The sequence below is a fragment of the Rhizobacter sp. P3_B12 genome, assembly GCF_056402895.1.
On sequence record NZ_JBFUGN010001012.1, the window covers coordinates 1 to 2182 of the forward strand.

Below are 2182 nucleotides of genomic sequence, written 5' to 3' on the forward strand. Positions count from 1 at the left end.
CAGCATGGGCGCGGCGCTGTCGTACTACAGCATGTTCTCGCTGGCGCCGCTGCTGCTGATCGTGATCGCGATCGCCGGGCTGGTGTTCGGCGAGGAGGCCGCGCGCGGCGAGGTGTTCGGCCAGATCCGTGGCCTGCTCGGCACCGAATCGGCGCAGGCGGTGGAAGCGGTGCTGGCCAGCCTGCACAAGCCGGCCGAAGGCACGGCCTCGGCCGCGCTCGGCATCGCCGTGCTGCTGGTCGGCGCGACCTCGGTGTTCGGCGAACTGCAGGACGCCCTCGACCGCATCTGGCGCGCGCCGGCCCGCATCCGCGCCAGTGGCTGGTGGAGCCTGCTGCGCGCGCGGCTGCTGTCGTTCGGCATGATCCTCGGCATCGCCTTCCTGCTGATGGTCTCGCTGGTGCTCAGCGCCGCGATCTCGGCGCTCGGCAAGTGGTGGGGCGGCGTGTTCGGCAACTGGGCGACGCTCGCGCAGGCGGTGAACCTCGGCGTCGGGCTGCTGATGACGACCGGCGTGTTCGCGATGATCTACAAGCTGATGCCGCGCGTGGACGTGCGCTGGCACGACGTGTGGCTGGGCGCGCTGCTGACCGCGGTGCTGTTCACCGTCGGCCGCTACCTGATCGGCGCCTACATCGGCAAGAGCGGCGTGGCCTCGGGGTTCGGGGCCGCCGGCTCGCTGATCGTGATCTTCGTGTGGGTGTACTACTCGGCGCAGATCTTCCTGATGGGCGCCGAGCTGACCTGGGTCTATGCCCGCACCTTCGGGTCGATGCGCCACCTGCCGCCACCGCCTGCGCCGACCGGGAACGGCAGCGCGGGCGGAATTCCTACAACGGGTGCTTGAGCGCACCTACACCAAGGTCTTCGGGTCGTCTTCAGAATGGGAACATCGCCAGGGAGAACACCATGAGCCCGTCACACCTGCTCTCATCGCCGGCCTCTCGCAAACTGCTCCCCGGCGTCGGCGTGGCCGTGCCGGTGGCGGTGGCCTTCGCGGCKGTGGCGATCGGCCTGCCCGTCACCGAACGCGCCGACCGCAACGCCTTCGCCGCCGACGTGCTGCTGATGGCGGCCGCCGTGCCCGCCGCCGCGGCCAGTGCGGTCCCGGCGATCAAGCGCGAGGTGGTCCGGATGCGCGATTCGGCGCTGCACCCGCGTCCTGCATCCGGGCGCTGACCCAATCGACGAACACCCGCACCCGCGGCGAGAGCTGCCGGCTGTGCGGGTACAGCAGCGACACCGGCATCGGCGCGGGACGCCACGGCGCCAGCACCTCCTGCAGCCGCCCGTCGGCCATCTCGGCCTGCACGTGGTAGCGCGGGACCTGGATCAATCCCTGCCCGGCCAGGCAACATGCCAGATAGGCGTCGGCATGGCGCACCGAGAGGCTGCCTTTCATCAACACCGCCAGCGGCTGCCCGTCGACGATGAAGTCGAACGGCACGCGCCGGCCGGTGGCGCTGGACAGGTAGTTCACCGCACGGTGCCGCGGCAGATCGTCGAGTGACTCGGGCACACCGTACTTCGCCAGGTAGGCCGGGCTCGCACAGGTGAGCTGCGGCTGGTCGGCCACGTGCCGCAGCACCAACGACGAATCGCGCGGGCTGCCGGCGCGCAGCACGCAATCCACCCCCTCGCGCACCAGGTCGACCAGCCGGTCGCCCATGCCGATCTCGAGCTCGATGTCCGGGTAGCGGGCGCAGAACTCGCCGAGGTGAGGCAGCAGGAAGTGGCGGGCCAGCGTCTCTTGCAGGTCGACCCGCAGCTTGCCCTTCGGGCTGGCCGCCGACTGCCCGAAAGCCGTGTCCGCTTCTTCCAGATCGGCCAGCAGCCGCACGCAGCGCTGGTGGTAGGCCTCGCCATCGGGCGTGGGTTTCACCTGGCGCGTCGTGCGCTGCAGCAGCCGCGTGCCCAGACGCGCCTCCAGCGCCTGGATCGCGTGGGTGGCGGTCGCACGCGGCAGCTCGAGGTCTTCGGCGCCCTTCGTGAAGCTGCCCAGTTCGACGATGCGCACGAACAGCTGCAGGGTCTGGAACCGGTCCATGGTCGATTGCTCGTTTGTTGGCGTGGCTTGAACAGTGATGTCAATTCTTGCTCATTTATTGATCCGCATCGAGCAACCAGAATTCACTTCATCGCCACACCACTACTCCCCAGGAGCTCACCATGACCCAGCAAG

General features: G+C 69.3%; 3 protein-coding genes. 2 read left to right on the top strand and 1 reads right to left on the bottom strand.

Annotation, left to right across the window (positions count from 1 at the left end):
* Positions 1–847 (top strand): YihY/virulence factor BrkB family protein (locus tag AC1D01_RS31365; protein WP_477873422.1); only part of this gene is annotated, 847 nt, incomplete at its 5' end.
* Between the two features lie 62 nt (positions 848–909).
* Positions 910–1179, top strand: a complete 270-nt coding sequence (locus tag AC1D01_RS31370) for a hypothetical protein (RefSeq protein WP_477873424.1) — start codon at positions 910–912, stop codon at positions 1177–1179.
* Here AC1D01_RS31370 and AC1D01_RS31375 read toward each other — a convergent pair.
* Positions 1115–2047, bottom strand: coding sequence for a LysR family transcriptional regulator (locus AC1D01_RS31375; protein WP_477873426.1), 933 nt, complete (start codon positions 2045–2047; stop codon positions 1115–1117). The two genes, AC1D01_RS31370 and AC1D01_RS31375, sit on opposite strands and share 65 nt — an antisense overlap.
* Positions 2048–2182 lie beyond the last annotated feature (135 nt).